Consider the following 4,176-nt stretch of genomic DNA (forward strand, 5'->3'; position numbering starts at 1 on the left):
TAAGAGGACTCCAGCATCTCAATCAAGCTCTTCGCGTCAATCATAGTCTCTTTATCTCCTTCCGGTGCTCGCCATTCTATTTCCCTCGTTACTTATTTTACGGTGCTAAATTTGGAAAAGCAACATCGTCTTTCCTAGCACCAGATTTATCATTAGCTAATAATTGACAGGGCTCCTTATCGTTGATAATATAGGTAAAGGATATGAAATGCATTATTTTACAACATCTATACCAAAAGAGGTGCTAAATGGCAACTGGGGGGAAATTTGTTACAGCCACTGATGTTGCGAACCGTGCAGGCGTATCGCAATCCACAGTCTCAAGAGTTTTTAATCCGGATAGCCGATTACTGGTTCGTGATAAAACGCGAAAGAAGGTGCTTGAGGCTGCAGAAGAGCTCGGCTATGTTCCTAATGCCATTGCACAAACCATGGCATCCGGACGGTCCCGCATTATTGGCATCGTAGTTCCAAGTAACTATAATATTTTCCATTATCATATTCTCCAAATTTTAACCAATGTGTTTCAAATGTACGACCTGCGAACAATGGTATTTACTTCAGCGCCGACAGATAATATCAACGATCTCCTGCAGAATCTGTATCAATATCAGGTTGATGGTGTAATTGTCACTTCCGCAGTTCTTGGACAGAATGTCACTGGTTCCTGGACTCGCAAGGGTATGCCCGTAATACTCTTCAACAGTGATCTCCCGGATGCCGAAGTAAGCATGGTACAAAGCAATCATTTTCACAGTGGTGAGCAAATGGCTGAATATCTGACGGCAATGGGGTATCAGCGGTTTGCCTATGTCACAGCAGAAAAAAGCCCACACTTGAATCTCCGCTCTCGTCAAGAGGGGTTTCTCAGTGGGCTAATTGCACACGGAATTGATAAATGCCAGATTATTCCGGCGGCATACAGTTATAAGAGCGGTTGGGAAGCAGGCACCTTCCTCCTCAGTCAGAAAGATGTTCCTGACGCAATCTTTTGCAGTGGCGATATCAACGGATTCGGCGTAATCGACGCCATCCGGCAGCAGACATCTCTGCGTTTGGGATTCGATATCGGAGTCTCTGGATATGACGCTCCCATTATTGGTGATTTTCAGGGATATTCCATGACTGCTCTTGCGCAGCCTACTACGCAGCTTGCCAGAGACGCAGTAGAAATGTTGCTCCAATTGATTGCAGAACCGGAAACACCGAAAAAGAAGATCATCCGCCCCATGAAACTCATTATTCGCACTTCAACTCAAATGAGGAAGCATCAAGCCGAGCAAAATGCATAAATTCCAAGCCTCAAAAACAGCGTTTTTCTCATATTGACAGGTAAGGAGAAAGGGGTATATATTTTATTCCAGAAATGAATGCGCAGTCATTTCTATTGATACCGAGCATATCAATGGAATTATACCGTAATACCAGAGGGGATGATTCGGTATTTTTTTATTTTACAAAATGAATGCGCATTCAAAACATGATAAAGGAGATATCATCATGAGCGTCGTTCCTGAAATCAAAAGTCCTCTGGAAGAGAAAATCGTTGTCAAGCCCATCCTGTGGACCATGTATCATATCCATGCATATCAAGGACCGTGCCGGTATGGCCAGGGTTATGCATTGACGACCGAAGCCGACATGGAAGTTGCCCAAAAAGAATACAATCGCTTCCTTGAGCGCATTCATGAGGCAGTAGATCCGAAAAAGGTTGAGGTCTTGGATGGCTCCCTGCTGCACTGGAACGAAGACTTCGTAATCCATGATAATGTATGGGAAGAGGCTCTGGCCGAAGACGAAAAAGTGGATATCTACCTCGTCTGCGGTTTGCGCATTTCCGGCTACTTTACTGTGGAGTTGGCAAGTCGTACCGCCAAAGCAATCGCCTTTGTCCCCCACGAGGCATCCCACTCTCCCTGTGATGATGTCGACATGAGCGCACATCTTCTGGCAATGGGCCGCAAAGATGTTTATCCCTGCCGCTACATGGACGATTTCGTAAAAGCAGTAGACGTTCTCCGTGTGAAAAAGCTCCTGAAGAACCTGAAGATTTTCTTCCCCCTGAAAAATGCACAGCTGACCTTCGGCTGCCAGAGCTCCTATCTGACACTCGATGGTATTACGCAACAGTTTGGCACCCGTTTTTCCCATATCAATGCAGAGCAGGTTTTTGATGAGATTGACGCCTTGACTCCGGAAGAAAAAGCCGAGGCTTCTCACATGGCCGACGAACTAGTATCCTCTGCAAAAGGTGTCCACATGCCGGCAGAATATGTGAAAAATGATATGGAGTTCTATGTTGCAATCAAAAAGCTGATGGCGCACCATGGTTGCAATGCTTTTACCATCCCCTGCTTTGAAGTTTGTGCCACCAGACAGCTCAATGCCCGTAAGTTTACCTTCTGTCTTGCCAAATCTATTTTGACTGAAGATGGTATTCCTGCAGCGTGTGCCGGAGATGTCGGGTCTGTTATCTCCAAAGCCATCTTGATGGCTGTCTCCAACGCGGCTCCATATATGGGTAACACCTTGGTTTGGAATCCGGAAGAAAATGAGGTCCGGACCCTGCATGATGTCCCCACTCGTTATATGAAAGGGTATGACAAGCCTGCTCTTCCTGTGGAACTGGTTTCCTTTGCAATGGATGGTTGGGGCACTACGCTGCGTTATGATTTTGCGCAGGATGTCGGAGAAACCATCACTGCAATCAACCTCAGCCCTGATATGAAGAAAATCATGATCGTCAAAGGCGAGATTACAGGCTGTGACAACTACCTCGTACCGGAGTGCAAACTGGCTGTCCGCTACAAGGTCGCTGATACCAAGCATTTCCACGACTGTCAGAAATATGTGGGACATCATTTCGCTCTTGTTTATGGGGATTATGGTGATCAAATTGCTGAAGCTGCCGAGGCTTTGGGCTTGGAGGTCATGCGCGCATAAGCTTTCCAAACACGGCCTGCCATATACTGGCAGGCCGTTGTCTCAAATTGCCGAGCGGAGGGACAGAATGATATATTTTGACAACAGTGCAACAACATGTGTGGATGCAGAGGTTGCAGATCGCGCCGTAGAAATAATGTGCCGCCAATTTGGCAATCCGTCTTCGCTTCACGGAGTCGGTTCCTCGGCGTACACGGAACTTGGCATTGCGAGAAACCAAATTGCTAAAATGATAGCGGCGAGAACCGGCGATATCTACTTTACTTCGGGCGGCACGGAAAGCAATAATATTGCGGTGCAAGGTGCGGCCCGCGCCTGTCGTTGGGGAAAGCATATTGTAACAACTGCCATTGAACACGATTCCATTTTGAAAGCTTGTGCGTATTTGGAATCGGGCGGATGGCAAGTAACTTATGTAGCGCCAAATCCAGATACGCATCATATTGCTGCGCAGGATATTATTGATGCAGTTCGTGACGATACGGTGCTGGTAAGCGTGATGTTCGTTAATAACGAAACAGGAGAAATTCTTCCTATTAAGGAAATCGTAAATGGGGTGCGAAAGCGAAACCCAAAGACCCTTATTCACTGTGACTGCGTACAGGGGTTTGGAAAGCTCCCTTTCAAACTTCATGTTTATGATGTGGATATGATTTCTGCCAGCGCCCATAAAATTCATGGCCCAAAAGGAATTGGTGCGCTATACCTTCGTCGCCCTGATTTGGTTTTTCCTCTGGAGTTCGGCGGAAGCCAGGAAGGAAAAGTCAATCCCGGAACAGAAAGCGTTCCCCTTGCATGTGCTTTTGGTCTCGCTTCAGACCGTGCCCTATATTCCATGACCTCCAATGCTGAAAAAGTCTCTGACATCAGAAAATATTTATTACAGTTGCTGCTCACTGAATTCCCGACTGTTCACATCAATAGTCCGAAAGATAGTTCTCCCTTTATCTTAAATGTTTCTTTTCCCGGCATTGAATCCCATGAGCTGGTCTCTTTCTTGAGTCTGCACCAGATTTATCTTTCCACAGGATCAGCCTGCACCAAAGGGGCTCCCAGTCATGTGTTAAATGCCATGAATTATTCACCATCTGTCATTCGCGGCGCATTGCGAATTAGTTTTAATAAGCATAACACCAAAGAAGAAGTCGACATGTTCATCCAAACATTGAAACAGTTCCCCGGTTTTTGCGCATGAGCGATTGATTTTGTTGGTCAAAAGCCGACTGCAAATCA

The 4,176-nt window shown here is 46.1% G+C and carries 3 protein-coding genes; all 3 read left to right on the forward strand.

Going from position 1 to position 4,176, the window contains the following annotated elements; all coding sequences use genetic code 11:
- The first annotated feature begins 248 nt into the window (after window positions 1–248).
- Entirely contained in the window at window positions 249–1,292 is a 1,044-nt protein-coding gene (locus HMPREF1546_RS00380) for a LacI family DNA-binding transcriptional regulator (RefSeq protein ID WP_036631067.1), read from the forward strand.
- A gap of 208 nt (window positions 1,293–1,500) precedes the next feature.
- A complete protein-coding gene (locus HMPREF1546_RS00385; RefSeq protein WP_036631069.1) occupies window positions 1,501–2,943 on the forward strand; it encodes a hypothetical protein in 1,443 nt (480 codons plus the stop codon).
- Between the two features lie 67 nt (window positions 2,944–3,010).
- Window positions 3,011–4,138, forward strand: coding sequence for a cysteine desulfurase family protein (locus HMPREF1546_RS00390; RefSeq protein WP_036631071.1), 1,128 nt, complete (start codon window positions 3,011–3,013; stop codon window positions 4,136–4,138).
- Window positions 4,139–4,176 lie beyond the last annotated feature (38 nt).

The organism is Oscillibacter sp. KLE 1745 (assembly GCF_000469445.2).
GTDB lineage: Bacteria > Bacillota > Clostridia > Oscillospirales > Oscillospiraceae > Oscillibacter > Oscillibacter welbionis.

What these genes read in the sequence shown, in the direction of transcription:
- HMPREF1546_RS00380 (WP_036631067.1), top strand. Translation starts at nt 249, where the DNA reads ATGGCAACTGGGGGGAAATTTGTTACAGCCACTGATGTTGCGAACCGT.
- HMPREF1546_RS00385 (WP_036631069.1), top strand. Translation starts at nt 1,501, where the DNA reads ATGAGCGTCGTTCCTGAAATCAAAAGTCCTCTGGAAGAGAAAATCGTT.
- HMPREF1546_RS00390 (WP_036631071.1), top strand. Translation starts at nt 3,011, where the DNA reads ATGATATATTTTGACAACAGTGCAACAACATGTGTGGATGCAGAGGTT.